At 36.3% G+C, this 23379-nt stretch carries 25 protein-coding genes; 12 read left to right on the top strand and 13 right to left on the bottom strand.

What is annotated here, in order from left to right; all coding sequences use genetic code 11:
- The first annotated feature begins 232 nt into the window (after positions 1-232).
- Positions 233-1336, top strand: coding sequence for a hypothetical protein (locus HDF25_RS03000; RefSeq protein ID WP_184622630.1), 1104 nt, complete (start codon positions 233-235; stop codon positions 1334-1336).
- Positions 1337-1643: 307 nt separating this feature from the next.
- On the opposite strand, the gene HDF25_RS03005 is transcribed toward HDF25_RS03000, so the two are convergent.
- Together HDF25_RS03005 and HDF25_RS03010 are read right to left on the bottom strand one after the other, a co-directional pair.
- Positions 1644-2135 (bottom strand): hypothetical protein, encoded by a 492-nt coding sequence (locus HDF25_RS03005; protein ID WP_184622632.1) that lies wholly within the window; start codon positions 2133-2135, stop codon positions 1644-1646.
- Entirely contained in the window at positions 2122-2760 is a 639-nt protein-coding gene (locus HDF25_RS03010; protein WP_184622634.1) for a hypothetical protein, read from the bottom strand. The genes HDF25_RS03005 and HDF25_RS03010 overlap by 14 nt, the downstream gene beginning before the upstream one ends.
- Before the next feature lie 562 nt (positions 2761-3322).
- Here HDF25_RS03010 and HDF25_RS03015 point away from each other — a divergent pair.
- The 6 genes from HDF25_RS03015 (at position 3323) to HDF25_RS03040 (ending at position 7396) form a co-directional block, all read left to right on the top strand.
- Positions 3323-3937 carry a hypothetical protein gene (locus HDF25_RS03015; protein ID WP_184622637.1) on the top strand — a complete coding sequence of 205 codons (615 nt, stop codon included), beginning with the start codon at positions 3323-3325 and terminating at the stop codon, positions 3935-3937.
- Positions 3938-4249: 312 nt separating this feature from the next.
- Positions 4250-5026, top strand: coding sequence for a hypothetical protein (locus HDF25_RS03020; protein WP_184622639.1), 777 nt, complete (start codon positions 4250-4252; stop codon positions 5024-5026).
- A gap of 249 nt (positions 5027-5275) precedes the next feature.
- Positions 5276-5938 carry a DUF6266 family protein gene (locus HDF25_RS03025; protein ID WP_184622641.1) on the top strand — a complete coding sequence of 221 codons (663 nt, stop codon included), beginning with the start codon at positions 5276-5278 and terminating at the stop codon, positions 5936-5938.
- Between the two features lie 70 nt (positions 5939-6008).
- On the top strand, positions 6009-6407 hold the full coding sequence (locus tag HDF25_RS03030) for a hypothetical protein (RefSeq protein ID WP_221450843.1): 399 nt from the start codon (positions 6009-6011) through the stop codon (positions 6405-6407).
- Complete coding sequence (locus tag HDF25_RS03035; RefSeq protein WP_260409310.1) at positions 6326-6904, top strand: C40 family peptidase; 579 nt, start codon at positions 6326-6328, stop codon at positions 6902-6904. Before HDF25_RS03030 ends, HDF25_RS03035 begins: the two co-directional genes overlap by 82 nt.
- A gap of 228 nt (positions 6905-7132) precedes the next feature.
- Positions 7133-7396: a helix-turn-helix domain-containing protein gene (locus HDF25_RS03040; protein ID WP_184622643.1), complete on the top strand. Its 264-nt coding sequence runs from the start codon at positions 7133-7135 to the stop codon at positions 7394-7396.
- Between the two features lie 107 nt (positions 7397-7503).
- Here HDF25_RS03040 and HDF25_RS03045 read toward each other — a convergent pair whose 3' ends face one another.
- The 5 genes from HDF25_RS03045 to HDF25_RS03065 all read right to left on the bottom strand — a co-directional run bounded on the left by HDF25_RS03045 (position 7504) and on the right by HDF25_RS03065 (position 12833).
- Positions 7504-8031, bottom strand: coding sequence for a DUF6705 family protein (locus HDF25_RS03045; protein WP_184622645.1), 528 nt, complete (start codon positions 8029-8031; stop codon positions 7504-7506).
- Between the two features lie 156 nt (positions 8032-8187).
- Entirely contained in the window at positions 8188-8655 is a 468-nt protein-coding gene (locus tag HDF25_RS03050; protein WP_184622647.1) for a hypothetical protein, read from the bottom strand.
- Positions 8656-8710: 55 nt separating this feature from the next.
- Positions 8711-9157 (bottom strand): hypothetical protein, encoded by a 447-nt coding sequence (locus HDF25_RS03055; RefSeq protein ID WP_184622649.1) that lies wholly within the window; start codon positions 9155-9157, stop codon positions 8711-8713.
- A 13-nt stretch (positions 9158-9170) separates the two neighbouring features.
- Entirely contained in the window at positions 9171-10721 is a 1551-nt protein-coding gene (locus HDF25_RS03060; RefSeq protein WP_184622651.1) for a hypothetical protein, read from the bottom strand.
- A gap of 1215 nt (positions 10722-11936) precedes the next feature.
- The gene (locus HDF25_RS03065) at positions 11937-12833 is read right to left on the bottom strand and encodes a DMT family transporter (RefSeq protein WP_184622653.1); all 897 of its coding nucleotides are present in this window, start codon (positions 12831-12833) and stop codon (positions 11937-11939) included.
- A 392-nt stretch (positions 12834-13225) separates the two neighbouring features.
- On the opposite strand from HDF25_RS03065, the gene HDF25_RS03070 reads away from it, so the two are divergent.
- A complete protein-coding gene (locus tag HDF25_RS03070; RefSeq protein WP_184622655.1) occupies positions 13226-14305 on the top strand; it encodes a heparan-alpha-glucosaminide N-acetyltransferase domain-containing protein in 1080 nt (359 codons plus the stop codon).
- A 28-nt stretch (positions 14306-14333) separates the two neighbouring features.
- Here HDF25_RS03070 and HDF25_RS03075 read toward each other — a convergent pair whose 3' ends face one another.
- Both HDF25_RS03075 and HDF25_RS03080 read right to left on the bottom strand, forming a co-directional pair.
- Positions 14334-14867 carry a DUF1877 family protein gene (locus HDF25_RS03075; RefSeq protein WP_184622657.1) on the bottom strand — a complete coding sequence of 178 codons (534 nt, stop codon included), beginning with the start codon at positions 14865-14867 and terminating at the stop codon, positions 14334-14336.
- Between the two features lie 64 nt (positions 14868-14931).
- Positions 14932-16164, bottom strand: coding sequence for a DUF1028 domain-containing protein (locus tag HDF25_RS03080; protein ID WP_184622659.1), 1233 nt, complete (start codon positions 16162-16164; stop codon positions 14932-14934).
- Between the two features lie 114 nt (positions 16165-16278).
- Here HDF25_RS03080 and bla point away from each other — a divergent pair, with 114 nt between their 5' ends.
- A complete protein-coding gene (gene bla, locus HDF25_RS03085; protein ID WP_184622662.1) occupies positions 16279-17175 on the top strand; it encodes a class A beta-lactamase in 897 nt (298 codons plus the stop codon).
- An 11-nt stretch (positions 17176-17186) separates the two neighbouring features.
- Here bla and HDF25_RS03090 read toward each other — a convergent pair whose 3' ends face one another.
- Together HDF25_RS03090 and HDF25_RS03095 are read right to left on the bottom strand one after the other, a co-directional pair.
- Positions 17187-17633: a DinB family protein gene (locus HDF25_RS03090; RefSeq protein ID WP_184622664.1), complete on the bottom strand. Its 447-nt coding sequence runs from the start codon at positions 17631-17633 to the stop codon at positions 17187-17189.
- Positions 17634-17675: 42 nt separating this feature from the next.
- Positions 17676-18137, bottom strand: coding sequence for a DinB family protein (locus HDF25_RS03095; protein ID WP_184622666.1), 462 nt, complete (start codon positions 18135-18137; stop codon positions 17676-17678).
- A gap of 289 nt (positions 18138-18426) precedes the next feature.
- Here HDF25_RS03095 and HDF25_RS03100 point away from each other — a divergent pair, with 289 nt between their 5' ends.
- The gene (locus HDF25_RS03100; RefSeq protein ID WP_184622668.1) at positions 18427-19257 is read left to right on the top strand and encodes a sulfurtransferase; all 831 of its coding nucleotides are present in this window, start codon (positions 18427-18429) and stop codon (positions 19255-19257) included.
- A gap of 56 nt (positions 19258-19313) precedes the next feature.
- A complete protein-coding gene (locus tag HDF25_RS03105; protein WP_184622670.1) occupies positions 19314-20183 on the top strand; it encodes a hypothetical protein in 870 nt (289 codons plus the stop codon).
- A gap of 10 nt (positions 20184-20193) precedes the next feature.
- Here HDF25_RS03105 and HDF25_RS03110 read toward each other — a convergent pair whose 3' ends face one another.
- Together HDF25_RS03110 and HDF25_RS03115 are read right to left on the bottom strand one after the other, a co-directional pair.
- Entirely contained in the window at positions 20194-20874 is a 681-nt protein-coding gene (locus tag HDF25_RS03110) for a LytR/AlgR family response regulator transcription factor (protein ID WP_184622673.1), read from the bottom strand.
- Complete coding sequence (locus HDF25_RS03115; protein ID WP_184622675.1) at positions 20871-21923, bottom strand: sensor histidine kinase; 1053 nt, start codon at positions 21921-21923, stop codon at positions 20871-20873. The genes HDF25_RS03110 and HDF25_RS03115 overlap by 4 nt, the downstream gene beginning before the upstream one ends.
- A gap of 177 nt (positions 21924-22100) precedes the next feature.
- Between HDF25_RS03115 and HDF25_RS03120 the strand changes: the two genes are divergently transcribed.
- A complete protein-coding gene (locus tag HDF25_RS03120; protein WP_184622677.1) occupies positions 22101-23378 on the top strand; it encodes an erythromycin esterase family protein in 1278 nt (425 codons plus the stop codon).
- Position 23379 lies beyond the last annotated feature (1 nt).

Genomic DNA, 23379 nt, shown 5'->3' on the forward strand with positions numbered 1-23379 from the left:
TGAACTCCTTGGGGTAAGCTTTTCTTTCTCGTGACATAGTCTGTTAAGTTATTAAATTCCCTTAACTTACTGTCTGTTCAAATGTAGCAACTCCATTGCTACTGAAGGGCACACCAAAATTCGGCCGAGTAAAAGCCACTAAGAAAGTATGCAGTAGTTTCTAATAGAACATTTCACGAAAATATCGTGAGGTTTTTAAAAATAAGGCGAAATACATAAGAAATTTAATCAAATGACATTTTTAGAAATTATACGTGATCCATCAACAATACTCCCTATTAGATATACTGGGTCTTTCAGGGAAGCATTGAAAGAGAAAATTCAACATTTCGGACAAGTTATCGACAATTCCGATAATTTATCTATGGCTATAGAAGGGATAAACTTAGATCAGGCAGTCTTTAAAAAAAGAAATAAGATTTTAAGGAACGGGATTTTAAATACAATTGATGCCTACTATGAGGGAGATCCTAGCAAAGCATATCGCATTTTAAGTACTGCATTAAAAGAATCTAACCTTACAGGATATCTAAATAAAGAGTTCGAGCTCCCTGAAAATTCTAATCTTTTTCGAATTAGAAAAGAGACCAAAAACTATCCTTTATCAAAGGAGGAACTATTTCATATTCCTTTTGAACTGAGAAGTAAAGTAAGTACACAGCGTTATAGCATTCCTGGGTTACCCTCTTTATATCTCGCAAACTCTATTTACGTTGCATGGGAGGAAATGAGAAGACCAGGTTTCAACGAGATTCACGCGACTAGGATCGTTAACAACCGTCCTCTTATGCTGCTAGATTTGACCAATGATATTTTTGCAAGAAATAAGCATCTCGTTGATAACTTATCCTATAACTGGCAGTTGTTATATAAAGTTATGGCATGGCCATTAATTGCAGCATGTTCTGTCAAAGTTCAAAACACCGAAGATCCATTTAAGCCTGAGTATATCATACCACAACTCTTATTGCAATGGGTTAACAAAAATACTGTTTATGGCATCAAGTATTCATCAACACATATTGATTTGAATAAATCAGCTCATGAAGGTCTCTTTTACAACGTTGTAATTCCAGTTAGAACATTCAAAATAGAAAGAGGGCAGTGTCATGAATTGAAAAACACTTTCAAATCGACACGGGTTATACCCTTACAGATTAGGCAATTCATAACTTTTTCAGATCGTTTAGATCACCAGACATCGATCTTGGATAATGTTAATCCCGATATAAGCGGCGTCGAATTGATTGAAGGTCACTTGCAAAAATACTCGTCAACTATTTTCGGAATTCTTGAACATAACCTTAACGGAATTGAACTTGAAACTTTCGATTAAAATTTAAAAATTATACTACTAAAAAGACCCCGATCTAATGACCAGGGCTTAACTTTTCCATCTACTCCACTCGTATTGCATTCGCCAAATTCTTCAATTCTTGTATGAATTTAAGCACATGAAGTTCCAGTTTGGGATCGAATCGAGATTAAAGGATTTTGAGTCTTTTTGTCATGAAGTAAATATGGTTATGAATTACTAGATTACGAATCCTTTACTTATTCTAGTATGAAATCCAATGCACTTTATCTTGTTGTTTTTTTGATATAAAAACAACGTAATTCCCTCTTATATTCTTTTAGTGTTTTCACTTCTTCAACCGAAAACACCCCATAAAATACTCCAATATCTCCTCCGGCAGCAACCCGCTTATCTTACAGACCATCTTAAAATCGAATGACAACTCTAACACCGATCCATCTTCTAACCTAATTTCAGATGATATATCGTTAACCATAGCATATTCGTTTTCCCATTGCCTCATGATTATCCTGCTTCGCTTAAGCTTCTCTTTATCAGACAGGTCTTCTTCATAATACAATGCGGTAAAAAAACTCATGTAAAACCTGGTAATATCCGACATCGCTACGCCTTTAATCGCATTACCTTTATCAGACAACAGACAATCCCAGATAATATCAACCTGTACTGCACCAGCCTGATCAGCCTGTCCACTAAAAAAAGCATAAAAAGAAACAGCGTCTACAAATTCCTGAAGCAGAGACCGGACATCTATTTTCGTCGCAGTAGTTGTTATCCTGAAATCTTCAGGATAACAGAGTGTTTTAATCTCTCTCATGAGCCAACAGACTAGTTTCTAAATACAAACATCCTTTGTTAGCCTTTTTAACCTGCGTTAAAGCCAGTTCAGATTCTACTTCACACAGCTCATTTAATATTTCTTTAATATGATCCGGATTAACCGTCTTCTTTAAAAACTTGTTGATAGCTAGAAATACTTCCAATGGAAGGCGAGGTTTACAGAAGTATCCATGCCTGATTAACAAAGAAATCGCATACCTAACCGCCAATAAACCAAGCTCATCAATCTCCGCTTCAATATCGAATTTTTCTTCGAGCATAAAACGCAACTCCTTCGTTCCTTCGGGAGTAATTACCCCACAGACATAAACAATCTTGAATCCATAATTTATACTTTCCATTTGTACCATTACAGTTTCTCCATAATCAACAGGAGGTAAGAAATCCATGAAACTCCTTTCTTCCAATGCCTTTGCAATCCTTTTTAACACCACTATAGGATAATCAGGAGCCTGAAACATTTCAACCCCTGCAACATACTCATCTGGTTGTCCTATTAAAAAAGACAATTGTTCTGCGCTGTATCCTTTAGCAATTCTTTTCATCATTACCCTGTAAACGGTTGCCAGGTGTATTTCTGTGATTTTTGTCATGTGTTCCATGTTGTTGAATTTAAATTAGTTATGATTATACTATTGAGAAATTTTGGCATAGCGATGCCATTGGGATTAAATCCCGGTTTTAGATAGGGTGGAGAAAGGAAGAGAAGTGATTATCAGCCAGGATGCTTAATAATTATAGCTCTGGATATAATTTGGAAGAAGATGATTTGATTGAGGAGATTTTCCATTGCTTAAGTTTTAAAAGTATTTAAAGCAATGATCTTTGGGAGGGAGCGTCAAATAGAATAAGAGCGCTCCCCGTACACTATAACACCCCCTAGGATAGGCGAGAACGAGTTCTCTTTGTGCGTATACGGAGAGCGCCCGTATTTCTACAAAGATATAGAAACCGGGCATTTTATCATCCATAACTTTACGCACATTCAGATTCCTAGGTCTGTTATAGTAAAGTTTCTTTGATTTAAAATACCATATTATTCATTATGAGCAGGTAAAAATCCTGCCAACTAATTGTAGGTTAAAATTAATATTTAAACTTTAAAATAAAAAATAAATCTTTAATTAAGATTTGTATATTCATATTGAACTAAAATTTATTCATATGGCTATAATCAAATATGACCAGGCAGACATTATCCCTATAGTTATTACTGTTTTAAATTTTTGTAATGTTGATTTAGCTAGTTATGGTTACAGGTTCGTTATAGAAAATGAACTTCCGCATTTGAAAGATTTTGTTGAAGAGGAGATTAATCCGGTTTTGTATTTTGAAATTATGGAAGCCTCTGATCATGGAATTCCTAAAAATATGTTGAAAGGTAATGAATTGATTTTTGAGGCCTTAAAAACACTAACGATTATACATGACATCGACTTGGTTGATCTGTTGTTTAATAATGAGAGAATCAGGGAATTGTCTGGTGATCTTTATGAAAACCTCGATCATTATGCTGATATCTCGATTGAGGATGGAGACCTCATTTTTGGTATTTCAATGTCCTTTTATGATATCAGCAATGTTTGCTACTTTCTTTGCCAGCTCATGCTTTACCAGGAGCTAGATTATGATAGCTTCGAAAAAGATGGACTAATGGGAACTGGTTCGGAAAAAGTGGGTTCACTGGATACTTCCAACAGCAGTGTGTCAATCGTGTATGATCTGATTGAAAAAATGCAGGAATTTCAGGATATAATTCTGGATGGAAAATGGGAATAATTTGGTCAACCAGGGGTAGGGTACCAATCGTCGTGAGTGCATGGTGAGTGCATGGTGAGTGCATGTCAAGTCCATGTATTTTGAGCTAGTTAAAAACACATGGACTTACCATGCACTCAGGTTAAAATGAAGATGCACTGACTCAAACCTTAACTCCCTGGTCACCCAAATTAAGGTCCAGCCAGCTCCAGCTAACAGATAGCCACAACCGGACAATTCCAGACAATAGCAGACAATTCCAGACATTCAGTCTAGTACATGATTATTTTTTTTCTGAATGACTTACATTGTTCAAATTCTAAAATAAATATCATGGCAATTTTTCAAGGTAAATTTTTAACGGGGGTCATCGGTAAGCTTATATTCAGAGAATTAAAAGGCAAGCAAATAGTTTCTGCAAAAACCGGGAAAAAGAAAATAAAACAAACATTAGGAACGAAAGGAGCATCGAATACCTTTGGGTTGGCTAGTCGCCTGGGTAAAAACATTCGGGCTATTTTTCAGAACCTGGTTAATGAAAATGCAGATGATGAATATGTATCCCGTTTAACGGGTGAGCTGAACATTTCGCTAACTGCTAGCAGGGACTTTGAGACCCGCATTTTTCATTTTGAGAAAAATAGTTTTAACGGCCTTTCAGGTTTTGAGTTCAATATCAACTCGCCATTAAAAAAGATCTTAAATTTAAAGCCGAAGGTTAATTTAGAAAATGGAAATCTCAAGGTTTCATTACCATCCATACTATCACCATTAAAGCTGCTTTTTCCGCTAAATTCAACAAAATGCAAGCTGATTGTAGCCGTTGGGTTAATTCGTTTAAAAGATGGAAAAAGAGTTCTTAATGCTGAAAAGCAAACGTTGTTAATAGAAAAAGAGAAACCCATACCTGGGGCAATGGATTTTCTATTCAAAGTACCTGATGGCTGTTTATGCATTGTCAGTTTATTTCTCGACTACTTCAATGATAATATTCCAATAAACAGCAAAAAGTTTAATCCGGCAATTATTTGTGATGCGGTAATAAGCCCTGGGCATTTTCAAAATCTTGACCAACGTAGCTGGGTAGATATGCCAGGTCTTATATTCTAAAATTTACTCAATCATCTTGTTCTGGCTTTCCTAAAAAGGAGAGCCTTTTTTGTTTTTTATGAAAAAATATGCCCCAATCAGACCGGACAATTGCAGACAATTCCGGACAATACCAGACAATACCGGACATCTCAATCTGATTTTGAGTTTTTTATGAATTATTAATATACTTTCGTTTAACGAGTTCAAGCTACCGGTATGCATTCGACTTGAGTTAACAGAATAATTCACATTTTAAAATTTAAGACAATGGCTGTAATTAAAACAGGAATCCTTGGTGGATTCTCAGGAAAAGTTGGAACAGTAATAGGTGCTAAATGGCATGATCTGGATGTTATTAAAGCAATACCTAAAAAAACAAGTAAAAAAGCAACTCAGACACAGGCCGATCAGCGCATTAAGTTTGGATTGGTAACTCATTTCTTTAGTGATCTGAAAGATGTCATAGATCTTGGATATCAATCAAAGAACAAATCGATGAGCCCTATGAATGCTGCAGTTCAACATCATTTGAATAATGCGGTTACCGGGATATCCCCAAATTTTACGCTTGATTATGCGAAGGTCATGATGACTTCGGGCAAATTGAAAAGTGCTGAGAATATATTAGGTACTGCTGCTGCAGGGAGGAAGATTATGGTCAGCTGGGACTTTGATCCTGAAGACTATAAAGAAGCTGTGAGGGCGGAACGTGCAACTGATAAAGCTTTGCTAGTGGTCTATGATGAAACGAAAAAGCTCTTTCTGAATTCGGCACGTAGTGCTGTAAGGTCAAGTGGTAAATTGGAAGTAATCATGCCGCGAATGACTGTAGCTGGTAACAGTTTACATGCCTATCTCTATTTCACTACAAAGGATGATAAAATTGCATCTACAAGTGCATATCTGGGACCATTGAAAGCGGTGGCCTAATTATGATAGCCCGGCAGTTTATAAGCCCTGCCGGGCTTTTTAATCTTTGTTAAACCTTTTAAATATTAAAATGATGAATGCGAAAATTATCAAATTACCCGTGATAAATGATTTACCACGGAGTATCAATACACCCTTCAAGGGAACGGAATTTATAGTGTTATTTGTCTCTTTATTATTGATTTGGTGTTTTGCACCTGGTTTGATCCTTCAAATAGACGGTACTGCTGGCAGCGTAGATCAAAGTATCTGGCTCCTGGTTATACTAAGCCTGATCAGTTTCTTATTGATTACAGCTTTATGCTGGTGGTTATTACATCGTGCCTGGTCAATGATGGGTTTACCTTCGGTATCTACTATGGTTTCACAATTTAATTCTCTGACGCTATGGCAACAATTAAGCTTTTATTGGGCATCATTTGTTTCGCTGTTACTGGCAGCTTTGGGCTGCTTAATCGCAATCTGTTAATACTAGGAGATAATGAGCTGTCTGAGGCTAAGAACCGGAACTTACTGGTGCAAATTGCAGAAAAGGAAATAGGAGTAAGGGAAGAAAGTGGGAATAATGATGGGCTTAGGGTAGAGTCTTATTTATCCAGTGTCAATTTGAAAAGAGGGCAACCCTGGTGTGCCGGATTTGTAAGCTGGGTTTACGCTCAGGCCGGATATACCAGACCACGCTCAGGATGGACGCCAGATCTCTTTCCTTCATCGCGCTTAGCTCGTTCAGCGTTGCCGGGAAATTTATTAGGGATCTATTTTCCTGAATTGAAAAGGATGGCTCATGTTGGCTTAATTGTGAAGCAACAAGGTGATTGGATAATCTCTATCGAGGGTAATACAAATGTAATAGGAAGCAGGGAAGGGGATGGCGTTTACAAAAAAAGCAGACATATAAAGACTATTTACAGGTTCTCTGATTGGGTAAAAGAGAACGATATGAATAGAAATAATTTGCATAGATAATCTTTTTACTATATCTATTTATGTAAATTTTAAATATTGATAATAATATTTCTTTTATGTCAAATAATAGTGTTAAATTATGTTGTAACTAACCTATTATTATCCTTGAAAAACAGAAAATCACTTTGGAGTGAAATTTTGGATTTACGTCCGATTATACCGCCATGAAGCATGCCGGCAAAACTCCGTCAAATAATTCAGATAATTTAAAATCTTAATCCTGATACTATGGACCCTACGGATAAAATGGATGTCTTAATCAATGCTCTGGCTGAAATGAAAGGTTTAAAGGAACCGGAAACAAATGGAAAGACAGGGAAAGATTTGCTCGATATAAATGATCTTAAATTACTATTCCGTATTACTGAGAGAACAATACTACGCTGGCGCGACAGCGGAAAATTAAAGTTTATCAGGATTGTGGGGTGTATTTATTTTAAATGGGAGGATATTGTGCCTTTACTAGAGAGTAAATCTAAAACGAAAAGTTAGTTGTTATAGTTGCCAATCAACCGCGGGTATGCGCCATACATGCCTGTGGTTATTAAACGATTACTTCCTGCCATGGATTTGGCAGGAAGTGATCTAAAGTATCTCAATTATTCACGCTTAAAGATCATTTCATCAGGATAGCCTTTGCCTGGCTTTTCATTAATATAGAATCTTTCACGGAGCTGACGTGTAGCAGTCATCGTATTTAAATCAGAGCTAGGAATAAATTTATACTTAAATGATTGACTTGTTTGGCCATCTGGTATACTTCCTGTTATATCGCCAGTTAGTTCATTTAAGCCGAATATGCTCGCTCGCTTTCTACCTTCATTAAGGCTATCATCATATGTTTTGTAGGAATATTTAATATCATCGATTATTACACTATGGCCATTTTTATAATAAGTATACCCTACAAGTACATCTGCTGTTAGATCTAATACGGGTAGTTTAATATTCTCAAAACTTAATTTGATTCTCAAAGTATCTGAACCATATATCGAAACCCATGTCCCGGCGATTCTTTTTAATCTAGGATTTGGTAAGTTATCTCCTTTCTTTGGCAATTGTTGTGCATGTGTTAGGTTAACATTGAAAACGCTAAACAATAAGAAGATGTAAAATATGTATTTCATAGTATTTGTGTTAATTAACGATGCTAGTATCACTATTTGCTTTAAATAAGTTCGTGTAAACGAAGATATTAGAATGGAACATTGGATAATTATTAATATAAAAAGCCCCAGGAGATTAACCCTGAGGCCTATACACTTTTGTCCGTAATTACTAATTTAATTAGAACGGACGATTTGACTACATATACTAGGAGCTCGGGATTTTAGTGGTTCTGCCAAATACACAGCCGTAACCTTCATATTCTTATCATTGGGCTCTATAAAAAACAATTTATGCCTATCAATTTTGTCTTTGGCATATTGAACGGCAATGTTTATAAGCTCTGTGATCGAAATAGTCTTGATCTTATTGAATGAATCTAACGAAATATTCTTTGTCCAATTCGGCCGATTAATCCATGAAATAAATACTAAATCAGAACCTCCTGGATAACACTTACATGCTAATATATATTCTTTACAGCTTCCTTCAATGTCAAATTGAAACACTCTATCCTTGATGGGGATAGCAGCTGTATCCAGATGATAATAAACAGTATCCTGTATAATTTTTTTGTCTTGCGCTTTAACCTTTGAAATTGTCGCCAGCATGAAACAAGTCAATAATATCGTAACAAACTTCATTATATTAATATTTATTAAATAGTGCAATAATATGATCTACTTATGTGCCACGATTTTATGGTTTCTTAAGTATTATATAATCTGGTCCACCACTTCTTGGGAAAAATGACATTGTAACTTTGTCAGTTTTAAATTTATTATTTGGTAATGTTTCAGTTATAAAAAAATCATACTGATCATTAAAGCTATCCTTTGATTTAACAACTATTTCTCTTAAATCTTTCCAGGAAATATAATTTAACTTAGGCTTGCCTTTGATGATTGTTGCTTTACTTTCTGTATGCTTATATGAGAAAGTCAAATATCTATCATGTGGGGCCAAGCATTTACAGTAAAAAACATATGAAGTCCATCGACCTTCTTTACCTACTTCAACTATACGATTATTAGGTTCTATATTTATTGTATCAACGATAAAGTAGATCTGTTTCTTCTCCTGTGCTTTTGCAAAACCTGCAATCATTGAGATCGCCAAGATCAATAAGAGTGTTTTATTTTTCATATTCATTCGTATTTTATTTGCAATCTTTACCAAGCTTTTCCCATCCATTATTGCTAGAAGCATTTACATTTTGTGAGGTAAATATATCTACTGAATTTCTTGAAAATCCATATTTTGATAATAAATCATTATACGCTTGATTTATAAAGGTCTTTTTATCATATGTCGGAAATTCTCCAGGATTATCCAGTCCAAATAATAGCGCTTTCCTACAATCATCAAGAGCTATTTGTCCATTATTAGAATCATAGAGAATGGACACCATTCTATCGAATTGACTTGTTAACATGGTGAAATGATCCGTGTAATTAGTATTAAGATCTTTTCGATCATTAAATAGTGTCAATTCATAAAAAGTTGCCATGTAACCAGGTGAAGTTTTATCAACCAAATCAGGCTGGTTTTCATTTACAAACATAAAATTAACATAAGCATGATACGTTTCGTGTATTGCAACGGCAGAAATTAATAGTTTAGATGCATTTTCAAGCATATTTGAGTTTAGCATAATATCAGAACTCATACCTTTTGTACTGCCATCACTAACTGTCGTATAAGCACCAGAAAAAGTGCCACTGCCAGTAGAACCGCCCCAAGGTTGGGAGGAAACACTCCAAGTTAGATTTGGTCTCCATCCTTTTTGCAAAAATGGTTCTACCATTTTATTATATAGTTGATTTTTCTCTAAACCATCCAGTATTGTCTTTCCAACACATGGATATTTAGCCTTTAATAAAGTATCCCTAATGATTTCAATAGAAGGCTTATCATAATCAACTGGTGGTTCTACGTAACTATCTCCTGGACACCCAGTACATTTATTATCTACCTTTGGGTCTTGATATTCTTCATCTTCTCCTCCACTTTGGCTACCACAGACGGTTCTCCCTGGCCTAGGAGTACAAGTGTCATAACCACCGGCTCCAATACAAGCATATCCACCAGGTATGTATGTACAATTAAATCCATTAGATCCGTTTACTTCGGTTTTATTGGTAGATGTCTTGGTAGTATTGTTCCCGTTTTGATTAATTAACTTTCTATATCTACCATCCTTGTATTTAAACACTTGTTTGAGGTTACCACTCCAATCTTCAACAGTGACCAATCCGGTAAATTTTTTATCTTTTGAAGTGTTATTAACCCATTCTTTATCAGGAATGGTTGTTACTTTTTCAACTTCCATTTTACCCTCTTCATTTTTATAAAGAAATAAATAAGTCAGCTCATTAAAAGAATATGTTTTAGTAGTCCCTTCAATCTTATAGCATAGCTTGCTGTCAAAATTCAATGGTACACGAACACCAGTACCTTTCTTTCTAGCAATATCCCAAAGTGCATTTGGAATTTCATCTGTATTTATGGTACTGGATGTCGCCTTATCTCCAGATTTTTTTAATACTGAGCTATAAAAATAATCTTTTGCTTCTTGTATGCCGAGTTCATTTACCCCAGCGTTTTTTTCATTAGTCACAATATCTTTTCTGCAAGCTGCAAAAAATAATATGAGGCAACTCATTGTAATAAATACCGATAAAATAGTTCCTGGTATAGGTTTTTTCATATGTAATTAATTTGACCAGGAAGATATAATATTTGTATACTATTCGTAATATATTAATCTATTTATTAATTAAATATTACGCAAACGATCTGTTTCCCGATGTAAACGAAGATATTGGAGTGGAGTTAAGGAATTAGCCCCAATCACTAATTTAATTAGGAAGGGCAAGGTGATATGGGATATGCCTTTAATAATTGGCACTCATTGCCTCCCGATAATTTCTTCTGGAGAATCCTTCTTTTGAAAGAAGACTGATGTTTTGGGGATGAATTATAGCTTATAGGAATAATTGATTGATAGAAAGACTATTAAAAAATGATTTTTCATATTACCGTTAATTAGGAGTGTAAATTAATTCCTCCTAGTAGTTTAGGTTATTAAATTTATTCCTTATCTTTGCCTTCGAGAGCGTTAATTTGCGGGGGTATATCCATTGGAGTACCTCCGCCAATTGCCTAATTTCATGCACTATCCCTCTTCGGATTGGTGAGAACATCATCTCTTTTAAAAGCATCCTGGCTTTGAATTCAGCAAGATCAACGAGCAATTTATTATTCCCTTTCATACCGTATCTATAATTAGAATTTAACTTTTAAGTCAAATTAAGCCGTTTACATAGACAATTTAAAGTTTGATGTAAAAAAGTGACGCAATTAATTTAATTGATTTATAATTGGTTAGACAAATAATTATGCGAATTAATACTGGTTAAATAGAATAAGGGATAGCCGAAAACCTTAAATAGAGTAGGCATTATTTAGTTTATAATGTAAGAACCACATGAAAAAATCATTAATCTTAACAATTGTTTGCTTCGCTGTTTTCTTGTTAACTAGTCTTAAGGGGTATAGCCAGCAAACAACAATTTGTCCTGGTCAACTAATTCCAGATGGTTGGATAGTTACTGGAACGAAATCCTGCGTTGGTTGCTGTAGTCCGGGAGTTCTTGTCCAGATGTACATTATTAAACGTATTGATAATTTGCCAGTAGGTACTGTCCTTACCATATGCCCCAATCAGGTTATTCCTTCGGGTTGGGTTGTTGTTGGAACAAAATCCTGTGCTGGTTGTGGCTGTACTTTGCCTGGACCAGTCGTTAACCTATATCAGATTAAAAAGCTATCATAGCTTCGATCGAATACACCCTGGCAATTCCAATAAATACATCCCATTGTTAGGACGACAATCCTAACAATGGGATGTATAGCTATGTTATCATTTGACCATAATAGGCTCAGATTCTCTATGAGGCCCCTTAAGCGAAAATATTGTCTGTAATATAACCGAAGCCATTACAAACAGCAAACCGATATAAAAGGAAACGTTCAGCTCTTTACTCTCGTTAAAGAACAGAAAAGCAAGTATAATGGCATACACCGGCTCAAGGTTAAAACTTAAGTTTACCGTAAACGCCGGTATGCGTTTTAATGATTCAGCAAAAAGCACATAGAGCCCCGCCGTACAAAAAGACGCCAGAAGTAACAGGTACACCGTGTCTTTCGGGCTCGGAATGAGTGATGGTGCAGGAAAATAATGCAGATACAAAGGGAGGGAAATGCCCAATGCAACTGTGCCTCCAATCATCTGGTAATAATTGATAATCCTGCTGTCGTATTTTTTAACAAGTCTCTCGTTATAAATTGTATAAAGAGCTGCAAAAGCCGAGGATATTACACCCAACAATATACCTAGCTGGTAGGATGAATCAAAATGGAATATCAAGGCAATCCCAATCAGTGTGAGTACACTTAATAAAAGCTCAGTGGGATTGAACTTCTGACGATTAATCAACGGGCTAAAAATTGCCGTGAAAAAGCTGGTAAGGCAGTAACACACTACACCAATTGAAATGTTTGAATACTTGATACTAGCGTAAAAGAACACCCAGTGTATGGTAATAAGCAATCCAATTTTTGCGATGCCAAATTTCTCTTTGGATGTCGGGATAGCCCGGACTTTAAACAGTTTTAAAATCAATAAGAGGATAATTGAAGAGAAAAATACTCTGTACCAAACCAGAAGTCCTTCGTTAAGGGAAATGAGTTTACCGAATATACCAGTAAAGCCAGCGAGTATTACAGCAGCGTGTAATATCAAATATGATTTTTTCATAAAAGAATTGTCTGCCTGTTCTTAAAAACAGGGATTAGATATTAATAAATAAACTATAAATGCAAAGCCCATGGAAAAGATGCAGATCAAGAGATCAACAAAAGCCAGGGTTTTACAACGCAGATTAATTATTAAGCTCTAGGAGGAGGAAGACAGCTCTTTCTATTCATATTGATAATTTTAAATAAAACTAATCAAAAATATTTGGAATAGGGAAATATCAGAAAAGAGTTGCTCACTGTGTTAGGTGAATTTTTTAGTATAATTTTTAAACAGTTTCTAATAATTTAGTTTTAATCTGTACTTTTATTTTTAATCATTCTAAATAAAGAACAAATAAACAGCTTAGAACCGAAAAAATTATGGAACCACAAAGTAAAAGAATCCTGGCATTGGATTTAATAAAAGGAATGAGTGTGATCGGAATGGTCATTATACATACCTTACTCATATTTGCGAGTATTAAATCGCAATCAGAAACAGTGATTGGTAGCTTTATTGTTTTTTTGGGTAGAGGGACTTCTATTTTTCTAATCTGTATGGGGGTGACATTTATGACCTCCAGTCATCAAAGTCTTAAAAGTGCATTGAAACGAGGTGGTTTGCTTTTAATAGCTGGTTTCTTCATGAACTTTATGAAGTTTATTATTCCTGTAATTTTTGGTTTTGCTCCGGATCATTTTATTCAAAAGTATGGATGGCACGGCCCAATAGAGCAACAATATATGTATTTGGTTCTGTTAGGGGATATTTTGCAATTGGCGGGTATGTCTTTACTATTTGTTGGCTTTATCAGGAAATATGTAAAAAATAAATACGGTATTCTGGCAATAGGGTTATTAATAGCACTGGTATCCAGAGAAGTTAGTGGATTTAATATTGATTATCCTGTAATTAATTACATCTCAGATCTTTTATTTAGCAACGATTTTCCTGCCTCTGTATATTTTCCTGTTTTTCCGTGGATGTCTTTTATTATAATCGGGATGTTTTTTGGTAAATGGTATCTGGACCTGAATTATAACAGAAAACAATTATTTAAGAATATGCTATATATGGGACTTTTGTTTGTAGCTATTGGTGCACCTTTGGTTTTTTTATATGGTGCCTATAATTATAATGCTTTTTACCATATGGGACCTGGTGGTGTGATTTATTTTGCAGGATGGACATTGATTTTTCTATGGGCTGTTTTTAGGATAACCGCAAATGTTAAAGAAAATAAACTTATCAGAACTCTAAAATATTGTAGTAAAAATCTAACATCAATGTATATGATTCAATGGATATTAATTTCTTGGGGCAGAGGTATCTTTGGGTATAGACAAAATGGAATTGGATTCGTCTTACTACTTATATTATTTTACATCGTTCTAACCTTTTTAGTTCAGTTCTTATTAGATATCTTAATGAAGAAGAGGTCGTTAATTTTACCTCAACAGATCTCAACTGATGAAATTGTCCTGAAGTAATCGTTAGGCTATGATGTAGCATCCAATATCAGCCTACAAATACTAAAATATAGTCTTGTTCTTGATGTGCTTGTGAGATAATTGTTTTTAGCTCTATGAAGTCTTCTGAAAGATGACGCTTATTAAAAGCCTGATCTGCTGAGTTGTCATCATGCCAGACTTCCGGATAAATTCCGTTTTTATTGAGCTCTTTAGAATTGTAATTTAAATCAATAGCTGCTTCTGACATTTCATTAAGTAGTCTGTTGATTTTGGAAATTGTGAAAGGATCAAGATACGGGATTAGACTTCCATTTTCATAGAGTTCAAATTGCTCTTCAATCGGCATGTTTTCAACATTCTCTCCACCGATTAATTTAGTAGGGTTAAATATTTCACTTAATAACTCTTTGTCTAAATGCTTAAGACTTTTAGAAAGGACATATTCAATCCCCATAAACGAACCTTCAAACGTTGCATTGCTTTTGGCTGACGAGATGTAGAAGGATACATCGGTATCCGGATTTTCTGATTGAACAAAAGTACTGTTGGATATCCTATATAAAGTGGCTGATTGACCCATAAAACTAATTTTAAATTTTACATCAATTAATTTCGGTTAAGAATAAAATTAGCATTTTAATGTTTCAATGTCCAATTATTTTTAACAGCCTTTTTGCATCCTCATTTTCAGCATCACATTTTAAAGCGGTTTCATTTGCATGTCTTGCGGCCTCAATATTTCCATTTTTCTGGTAAGCATTTGCCAGTACATACCATGTATAAGAGGAAGACGGATATTTCTGAAGTACTTTCTTTGAGAGAGCAATAGCCTGATCCGTCTTACCCAGGTCGGTCAGCATACTGATCGCGTTATTCCAGTCAATCACTGTGAACCGGTTTTCCGGGTATAAGGAACTAATCTCCGGATATTTATACAGGCAATAGAACGCTGAGAGATTCGCCTTCCATTTAGGTTCGGCTTTGACTGCCGCTTTGATCAGTTCAAGGGCCTTTTGTTCATTATTAGCCAGCAGGTAGGCTTTTGCAAGTTTTGGATAGATTCCATACCAGCCCTTAGTCATCATGACAGCTATATTTAACAGCGAATCACCATATTTCTTATTTCCTATAACCAGGGCAGTGGTTGCCTGGTTAATGCGTATCCGACCGTAATGATAGTTGAGCAAACGTTGCAGGTCACCGAAAGGATCACGGGAATGATCGACGCGCAGATCCACATTATTATACCACTCATTGTTGAGACCCTTGACAAGTAATGCTGCCGACTGCTTGCCGCTATTCTGCCCACCGGCATGTTCACCGGCAATAAGTGCTTTTAGCAGGCGCTCGGACAGTGTCCCCGTGCTATGTTCAAATGTGTACGCCATGGTATGAAGTGTTTCAGGGGCAAGCTGATTACCCATAACCGCGAAATTTTTTCTAATAATATCGGTGGAGTTACCTTTCCAGTATTTGAGCGTTGATCCTGTAAAAGCAAAGACATTTCCTTTGGCATCAATACCGGAAACCTGCCGGTAATCTGCCATGGTATCCAGGCTTTTGGTATAGTTAATCGCTTGTTCAATAGTTTTGCCTTCCTTGAGTTGTTGAAAGCCATTGATAGCATACTTTGGCTCTGTTTCTGCGATCACTGAAAAAGCCCCAATACCCGGTTCAACATAGCAGGTAGAATTACCTACATATATATTATTGGTAGCTACTGCTATTCCCCATTCCTGCTTATTAGGGTCATAAGCAATGATACTGAAAGTAGAATTTATATTCCGGCCGGTTATCAGAGATGGCAGGTTCTGCGCCTTGCTAATCATTTGAAGACCGATTAACAGGGAAAGGGTTAACAAGGTTTTTCTAAGCATGATAGTTCTGAATTGGAAACAAATGACGGCAATTTTCTGTAAAGGTTGCAGTCAAATATCTGACAGGAAATATTCTTTAATAGCTATCTTAGTCACTTTGATCTTAATCTATATATGCGTCTTTATCCTCAATTAAAATCTATCATCTGTGTTGCCGGGCTTTGTTTTAGCACTAACTTTCTTTTAGCCCAACATCGGCTGCTGCCTCAGATTCAACAAACAGCCGAATCAATACATGCTCAAATTGGCATCAGTGCGCTAATTATAGAAACAGGGGATACTATAAACTTTCATCAGGAGCAGCGTTTTCCTATGCAAAGCACCTATAAATTTCCTATCGCAATGGCTATTTTACATCTGGTAGATCAGGGTAAATTTACCTTAGAACAAAAGATCACGATAAATCAATCAGAGATTATTCCAAGAGGGGCGAGTGTTATCAGAGAAAAATACCCTCAGGGTGCAAGTCTTACTCTTGATGAGTTGCTACGGCTCAATATAGCTGAAAGTGATGGAACTGCCTGTGATGTATTAATCCGGCTTGCTGGTGGTACTCAAAAGGTACAGGACTATATTAATAGTATTGGAATAAAGGATATGAGGATTTCAACTACCGAAATGGTACAGGTCTCAGATGACTGGACTCAATATCAGAATTGGTCAACTCCAAACGCTATGACTGGGTTACTGAAGACATTTTATAAGGGGAATGTTCTTTCTAAAAATAGCCAGAGCAAACTCATAGAATGGATGATAGGATCAGTTCCGGGAAACAAACGTTTAAAAGGCGGTCTGCCTGCAAATGCAATTGTGGCACACAAGCCAGGAACTTCAGGCACTTTCAGAGGACTGACACGTGCCACCAATGATGTAGGCATTATTACTTTGCCTGATGGAAATCATCTTGCGATCAGTGTATTTGTATCTGATGCCTATGGAACCACACAGGAAAGGGAAGGAGTAATTGCAGCAATTACCAAAATTATCTGGGATTATGCAGGTAATAAATAAGAATTAGCAGATTATTGTTGCAGCCTCACAAATTGAATATAATCTGTATTAACTGGTTTAATTTGGTGAATCTTCATTTCTTTAGCTATCTGTGCGCGGTGATAGGTACCATGATTAAAGACGTGCAGTAAAATATCATAAACAGATGTTTCATAACTGTCACCATTCGAGGTGGTGTACTTTAGAATGGGGGAGTCTGCCATTTCCAGGTATTCTATTTTTGATAATGCATTTGCGGTTTCCTCAAGCAGCGCGCTACAGGTTTCAAGATCATTTACTTGCCAAACGGCTATATTCGGCGTAACGCCATTAATTCTGGAAACCCATATCTTTTGCGCATTGACGATATGACTGAATAGTGAAATACATGATTCGGGAAGCGAATTGGAATTTGCGTTTAATGTATCTAGTAAAAGGGAGTTTGCCCAGTTGTTGTATTTGCAGAACTGCTTTAACATTGTGAGTGTTTTATTTCTAAATGTAAGAAGATTATTGTAAATCTAGGTCCATATACCTAACAAACGTCGGATGACTACAATTTCGGCAGTATGATAGGCATTATGATCTGCAATTTGAAGCGCTTCCCGCAGAATGCTTTGCCCAGTTCCATGCGGTATGGGTTCATATAGATCACGTTGCTGAATCAGCTCAATAAATGCCTTTAAATCATTATCAATCTGCTTCAGAGTTTTATCCCAACTGTTTTTGTCTGCCGGAGCAGCTTCTTTTGGCCAATATTCATCAGGCCACTTGGGCGATTTATAATTGCCGTCTTTGCTAAATTCCAGCATATCCAATTGGGCGATTCTAATGTGTTCAACAAGTTGCCAGATACTATAAGGTAAACCATGAGGCCTTTCTCCAAGTAGTGCAAAAGGAATATTTACAGTAGCCTTTTTTAATCCCACATGGGCGCCGCCACCATTTAATAGTTTTTTAAGTTCTTCAATTAAGGGTTCCATTTTACAAATCTAAATATTTGTTATTAATATACTCGTAAATAGACAATTATACATCTGGAACTGTTTTAAATTCTTTGCGTATTTTTACGATTGTAAACTTAAAAAGATATATGAGCATCGCATACAGTATTGCTGTTATCGGTTCCTACTGCATTGGAATATTACCCTAAGGTTGGCTTCGTTAAACAGGAAAGTAGTTTTATCTTGAACAGGGCAGAATGACAATAGACCACTCATAAAATTCCAATAAGTGACCGGACTTTTATATATTCACAATTTTAAAAAGACTATGAAACTATCATCCATTATACAACCTGAGGAATTGGTTAAACTAGGTAAAAGCGATTTCATCCTTTTTGATGTAAGTGCAGGATCGAAACCAAGATATGATGAACAGCACTTAGATGGCGCCTTTTATCTGGATTTAAATACTGATCTGGCAGATATTAAGGATTTTGCAATCGGTGGCAGGCATCCGCTACCATCTTTTGAACATTTTGCCCGGCTTTTAGGTCTATACGGAGTTACAAAAGATACGCTTGTAATTGTTTATGATGATAAAAACGGATCTAATGCAGCAGCAAGATTCTGGTGGATGTTAAAGTCAATAGGTCATGAAAAAGTTCAGGTTTTGAATGGTGGTTATAATGCTGCAATTAAAGCCGGCTTTGCTGTAAATGCCGTGGTTCCATCAGTGAAACCAGCAGAGCCAGACCAATTTACAGAATGGCAGTGGCCATTGGCAGAAATAGATGAAGTGGAGGCTGCTGGCAACAGTGATAATCACGTAATTATTGATGTTCGTGATGCAAATCGCTTTGCAGGTTTAACCGAGCCAATAGATTTAATTGCTGGTCATATACCTAACGCTATAAATATACCTTTTACTGAGAATCTGGATGCTAATGGGGCTTTTTTCGCTCCTGAAATTCTAAAGGAGAAATATTCAAAAGCACTGGCTGATTATAAAATTGAAAATGTGATTGTACATTGTGGTTCTGGGGTAACTGCCTGTCATACACTCCTGGCAATAGACTATGCTGGTTTAGAGATGCCAAAATTGTATGTTGGTAGTTGGAGCGAGTGGAGTAGAAATAACAAGAAAATGATCCTGGCCTAGTAAATTAAACAACAATCTTCATTTTGAGAGCAATTACATATATAAAACACGTCTTTATGCTAAGCATTTTAGTATTCAGCTGTGGATTGGCCAAAGCTCAGTCTAATAGAGAAGATATAGAAATACAGTGGCCTAAAACTGATGGGTGGGAACTTGATAAAATATTATCTACCCAAACCGATTTTTCTCATCGTCGTCAAAAATGGAACCTTAAACAGGATAAGAAGGAAAGCTGGCAAAAAATGGTGATGATATTGAATGATGACATCACAAAAAATACGAAGCCTCAGGACAGCCTTAATATTTTACCTGACTTATCAACTGATAAAGGCATCCGTTTTAAACTCCTGGCGGAAAATAAAAACACTCCCTTTCCCTATAAACTGATCAGTATGGAAAACCGAACACTTAAATTGGAGCAAACACCCATTTCTACACTGGTTTACATTAAAGATGGCAAAACCTGCAGGCATCTTGTGCTTGTTTCAATGAGGACATCAGAATTTCCAGCAGATTTCTTGAAGGAATGGTCGGAAATCCTCCTGAACAGCCAGATCATTTCATCAAAAGAAGGAAACTTTGAATACACAGATGATGCCTATCTTGATATAAAGGAAACAAATGGGGTAGATTCATTTTATATTAATGCCAATTTTACTTCAAATCAGCTTCAACATCTGCTTAAAGGGCAATCTGCTAAAATTGTTATAGATAACTTTCCAGAACTTACTCTTTCTGGTAAAGTATTGGAGATCAACAGTAAAATAAAAAGTGAATTTGCACTTACTTCACCCAATACCAATACCGGGAATTTTGTAAAAATGGTTGAAAGATTTTTGGTGATCATTAAAGTTGAAATACCCTCAGGAGTTAGGGAAAAACTTAAAAATAGCATGAGCTGTACTGTCACTGTAGCCACAAAATAAAAAAGAATTATCAATAGTTCATTGCCTCTAAAAAGCCTTTTTTGTACAAAGGCCCAATAGGGATAAAGGATTGATTGCTAAGTATCAAATTGTTCTCAACAATGCGTTGCACATGGCTCTTGTTAACAATGTATGAACGATGAGCCTGTAAGAAATGGCTTGCGTTAAGCTGTCCAAGTATGCCCTTCAAAGTTTGGTATACCAAATAGAATTTCTCGTTTGTATAGAGTTTCACATAATCTTTGCTGCCTTCTATATATATAATGTCTTGTTGTTTAAGATTGAGCAGGCTTTGGCCATCCTTAATCAGTAAGTAGTTGATTTGCAGCTCTTCGGTTGGCATATTTGATAGCCCGGCTTTATTTACTGCTTTTATAAATCGCTCGTACGAAAACGGCTTTAACAGATAATCAACAGCGTCGAGTTCGTAACTCTCAAAGGCATATTGCTTGTAAGCTGTGGTAAAAATAGTCTTCGGTTTGGTAATCAGAGCCTTCAAAAAGTGTAATCCGTTAACTAGTGGCATTTCAATATCTAAAAACAGCAAGTCCACTTTATGATTGCTTAAATATTCAAATGCTTCAACAGCATTTCTAAAAGAAGCCAGATGTTGCAGGCCTGGCGTTTGGTCAATATAGTGTTCCAATACCTGATGGGCTATTGGCTCGTCGTCTATGATGATGCAGTTCATTGGCGTTTTAAAATTACAGTTGCCATATATTGTTCATTTTCTTCACTTAAAATCAGACGGTGCCGATTTGGATAATAAAGTTCCAATCTTTTTTTAATATTAACCAGACCAATACCGCCCACTTTTTTTGTGTTAAAATTGGGAATTGCCTGTAATTTATCATTTTTAATGGTGAAGATAATCTCTTCTGGTGTTACCTGTAAATGAGCAAGGACTGAGGCCTGATCTTCCAGTTTATGCCTGCCATGTTTAAAGCTGTTCTCTACCAGGGGTAAAAACAGCAAAGGAGGGATTTTAATAGTCTCGTCAACTGCCGGTGCCTCGAATACGATACTGGCTTTGGGGAATTTTTGCTGTTCCAGTTCAAAGTAGCCCTTCAAAAAGTCAATTTCTTCTTGCAGGTTTACTTCTTCCTGATCACAATCGTACAAAATATACTGCATCATCTGCGAAAGCAACAAGATAAAACGTGGCGTTTCTTTAGATCGCACCAGGCTCAGTCCATACAAACTATTCAGGGTATTGAACAAAAAATGAGGCTGCAATTGGGTTTTAAGCATATTCAATTGGAGATGCAGGTTGTCGGTTTCAGATTGGTGGCGTTTGATCTCATTCTGAGAAGAAAACCTAGCCAGTCCAATACATAAGAAGGCAATCAGATCGGTCAGCATCATGTTCCAATCCCAGAGTTGGTAAGCAGATTTGAAAAATACATTCACCACTGTGCCTTTTGTGAATTGATTAAAGATCCATGAAACAGCCAGGTTGTTATAAGGGATGACCAGTAAAAAATAAGCTATGGTAATTAAAAACAGCCACAAATACTTTTTACGTTGTAGGAAATAGGGAATAAGCCAACGGTAATAAGGGATGACTAACAAAGTTGAGCAAATACTGTATAAACAAATCTCCAGATAAGGGAAATCATTATTGGGAGTATGAGGTAACCTGGCATGGTCTAAGTAAAAGGAATATTTATAGCAAGCAACATAAAGCAGCCAGATGATCAATTCAAAAAAAAGAGGAAAGGTTAATCCGGGTTTCTTCATGATGAATCTAAAGTCGTAATATTTATTGATTATGAACAGCGTGTTTTCGACCAGAGCCTGTTTTTGCACGACTAAAAAAATCAATCCGGATTTGATAGGCCACTCTTGACGTTCGGTCGAATAATGGACAGGGGAGCATTTTTTTTGTGTTGATTTGCTTCATCAAAAAACAAAAACATGAAAACAACATTTCCAATCTTTATTGCAATACTCTGTTTGTCGGTAAACAGCCGGGCACAAAAAGCTACTGGTCAAAATAATGTACAGGACCTATATCAGGTTGACATGACCAATCAAAAAAAATTCATCAGCGAAGCTAAACCTTTGATTGAGCAAATGAGCCAGAAAAGAATAGTAGCCCTGGGTGAAGGTACACATGGTACTGCCGAATTTTATAGACTGCGTTACTGGATCACCCGTGAACTGATCGAGAAAAAAGGCTTTACGCATATTGCCCTTGAAAATGACTTGAGCGATGGTTTGTTATTGAACGAAGGACTCAATAGTGAAGCAGATTTAAATACTCTTATGAAAAAACGTTTGTTGAGCATCTGGCAAAATGAAGAAACTAAAGAATTGCTTACCTGGGTAAGGAGCTATAATCAAACCCACAAGAAGAGGGTTAGCATTGACGGTATCGACTTTGTTTACATCAATGTAGATATTGAAGCCTTGCAAAAAGTATTAGCTAATCAGACCTCGTTTCTGGCCAGTGTTGAGCAACTCAAAGCACCAGCCTCTTTACAGGATGAAGTTTGGGAAGCGATGAATGTAAAAGACAGTAAGATTGACTTTAAAGCAATGGGTGAAAGTAGTTATAAAGGCTATTTAATGGCTGATAGCCTTGATCAAAGGATTAATGCTTCTGGTTTGTCCATGCAAGTTAAATCAGCAAGTCATTTGATTATTTTGAATATTAAACAGGCCTTTGCTCCGTTTTATCATCAATTCACCAAAACGGATGAGCCAAGCCGCGATGTGAATATGGCTGTTAATGTCGCCGAAATTCTAAAGAATTCGAATGATAAAATGATTATTTGGGCGCACAATGCCCATGTAGCCAAAACAGGTATTTACGACAATGAAGTAGGTGGCATGGGCGGAGAAATTATCAAACATTTTCCTGGGCAGTATTTTGTAATGGGTACAGGCACTGCTATGGGGACTTTTGCGGCCACCGAGCAATCACGCGATAGCTATACCAATCCGATGAAAGCCTATCCTTTAGAAAAAACAGTTGCTGATTCATGGGAAACTCAATTTCTGGCACTGAACAAACCTGCTTTCTATTTCTTTCCTGCCATCTACAATAGCAAAAATGATGTAAAACCTATGCGTTTTATTGGTTACGGCCCAAAAAGTGATCCAGGTACTAACGACAAAACCAACATCAGCAAACACTTCGATGCCTTTCTGTTCATTAGCAATTCAACTGCAGCCACTCCTTTAAAATAGC

This window comes from Pedobacter cryoconitis (assembly GCF_014207135.1).
In the GTDB taxonomy this organism is placed as follows: domain Bacteria; phylum Bacteroidota; class Bacteroidia; order Sphingobacteriales; family Sphingobacteriaceae; genus Pedobacter; species Pedobacter cryoconitis_D.

Excerpts from the sequence above, each read along its gene's own strand:
- HDF25_RS03000 (WP_184622630.1), top strand. The coding sequence starts at position 233 with ATGACATTTTTAGAAATTATACGTGATCCATCAACAATACTCCCTATT.
- HDF25_RS03005 (WP_184622632.1), bottom strand. The coding sequence starts at position 2,135 with ATGAGAGAGATTAAAACACTCTGTTATCCTGAAGATTTCAGGATAACA.
- HDF25_RS03010 (WP_184622634.1), bottom strand. The coding sequence starts at position 2,760 with ATGGAACACATGACAAAAATCACAGAAATACACCTGGCAACCGTTTAC.
- HDF25_RS03015 (WP_184622637.1), top strand. The coding sequence starts at position 3,323 with ATGGCTATAATCAAATATGACCAGGCAGACATTATCCCTATAGTTATT.
- HDF25_RS03020 (WP_184622639.1), top strand. The coding sequence starts at position 4,250 with ATGGCAATTTTTCAAGGTAAATTTTTAACGGGGGTCATCGGTAAGCTT.
- HDF25_RS03025 (WP_184622641.1), top strand. The coding sequence starts at position 5,276 with ATGGCTGTAATTAAAACAGGAATCCTTGGTGGATTCTCAGGAAAAGTT.
- HDF25_RS03030 (WP_221450843.1), top strand. The coding sequence starts at position 6,009 with ATGATGAATGCGAAAATTATCAAATTACCCGTGATAAATGATTTACCA.
- HDF25_RS03035 (WP_260409310.1), top strand. The coding sequence starts at position 6,326 with ATGGCAACAATTAAGCTTTTATTGGGCATCATTTGTTTCGCTGTTACT.
- HDF25_RS03040 (WP_184622643.1), top strand. The coding sequence starts at position 7,133 with ATGGACCCTACGGATAAAATGGATGTCTTAATCAATGCTCTGGCTGAA.
- HDF25_RS03045 (WP_184622645.1), bottom strand. The coding sequence starts at position 8,031 with ATGAAATACATATTTTACATCTTCTTATTGTTTAGCGTTTTCAATGTT.
- HDF25_RS03050 (WP_184622647.1), bottom strand. The coding sequence starts at position 8,655 with ATGAAGTTTGTTACGATATTATTGACTTGTTTCATGCTGGCGACAATT.
- HDF25_RS03055 (WP_184622649.1), bottom strand. The coding sequence starts at position 9,157 with ATGAAAAATAAAACACTCTTATTGATCTTGGCGATCTCAATGATTGCA.
- HDF25_RS03060 (WP_184622651.1), bottom strand. The coding sequence starts at position 10,721 with ATGAAAAAACCTATACCAGGAACTATTTTATCGGTATTTATTACAATG.
- HDF25_RS03065 (WP_184622653.1), bottom strand. The coding sequence starts at position 12,833 with ATGAAAAAATCATATTTGATATTACACGCTGCTGTAATACTCGCTGGC.
- HDF25_RS03075 (WP_184622657.1), bottom strand. The coding sequence starts at position 14,867 with ATGGGTCAATCAGCCACTTTATATAGGATATCCAACAGTACTTTTGTT.
- HDF25_RS03080 (WP_184622659.1), bottom strand. The coding sequence starts at position 16,164 with ATGCTTAGAAAAACCTTGTTAACCCTTTCCCTGTTAATCGGTCTTCAA.
- bla (WP_184622662.1), top strand. The coding sequence starts at position 16,279 with ATGCGTCTTTATCCTCAATTAAAATCTATCATCTGTGTTGCCGGGCTT.
- HDF25_RS03090 (WP_184622664.1), bottom strand. The coding sequence starts at position 17,633 with ATGTTAAAGCAGTTCTGCAAATACAACAACTGGGCAAACTCCCTTTTA.
- HDF25_RS03095 (WP_184622666.1), bottom strand. The coding sequence starts at position 18,137 with ATGGAACCCTTAATTGAAGAACTTAAAAAACTATTAAATGGTGGCGGC.
- HDF25_RS03100 (WP_184622668.1), top strand. The coding sequence starts at position 18,427 with ATGAAACTATCATCCATTATACAACCTGAGGAATTGGTTAAACTAGGT.
- HDF25_RS03105 (WP_184622670.1), top strand. The coding sequence starts at position 19,314 with ATGCTAAGCATTTTAGTATTCAGCTGTGGATTGGCCAAAGCTCAGTCT.
- HDF25_RS03110 (WP_184622673.1), bottom strand. The coding sequence starts at position 20,874 with ATGAACTGCATCATCATAGACGACGAGCCAATAGCCCATCAGGTATTG.
- HDF25_RS03115 (WP_184622675.1), bottom strand. The coding sequence starts at position 21,923 with ATGAAGAAACCCGGATTAACCTTTCCTCTTTTTTTTGAATTGATCATC.
- HDF25_RS03120 (WP_184622677.1), top strand. The coding sequence starts at position 22,101 with ATGAAAACAACATTTCCAATCTTTATTGCAATACTCTGTTTGTCGGTA.